Source organism: Shewanella sp. S1-58-MNA-CIBAN-0166 (assembly GCF_040310085.1).
Taxonomy (GTDB): domain Bacteria; phylum Pseudomonadota; class Gammaproteobacteria; order Enterobacterales; family Shewanellaceae; genus Shewanella.
This window is the reverse complement of record NZ_JBEOPN010000093.1, coordinates 1-414: the sequence shown is the minus strand read 5'-3', so window position 1 is coordinate 414 and position 414 is coordinate 1. Positions and strand designations below refer to the sequence as shown.

The 414-nt window shown below is 41.8% G+C and carries 1 protein-coding gene; it reads right to left on the bottom strand.

Annotated features, from left to right (window positions below):
- Positions 1–7: 7 nt before the first annotated feature.
- Positions 8–414, bottom strand: a 407-nt coding sequence (locus tag AAEY99_RS21230; protein ID WP_351011950.1) for an NADP-dependent isocitrate dehydrogenase, incomplete at its 5' end; no start/stop codon positions are given.

Here is a 414-nt window from a genome sequence, read left to right as displayed (position 1 = left end):
CCGGTATTTATACTAATTTAGCAAGAATATCATTAAATGTAGTGCTTGGACGCATCGCTTTAAAGGCTGCATCATCGCTAGGCTGGAAGTAACCGCCTAAATCAACTGCAGGGCCTTGCGCATCGTTAAGCTCACTTACGATTTGCTCTTTATTAGACTCAAGGTCACTAGCGATTTGAGTAAACTGTGCTTTAAGTTCACTGTCATCATTTTGCTTAGCAAGTTCTTGTGCCCAGAATAAAGATAGGAAGAAATGAGAACCACGGTTATCAATTTCTTTTACTTTACGTGAAGGCGACTTGTTTTCTGCAAGGAAAGTACCAGTTGCTTTATCTAGGGTGTCAGCAAGTACTTGTGCCTTGTTGTTACCCGTCGTTACGCTTAGGTGCTCAAGCGATGCAGCAAGTGCTAAAA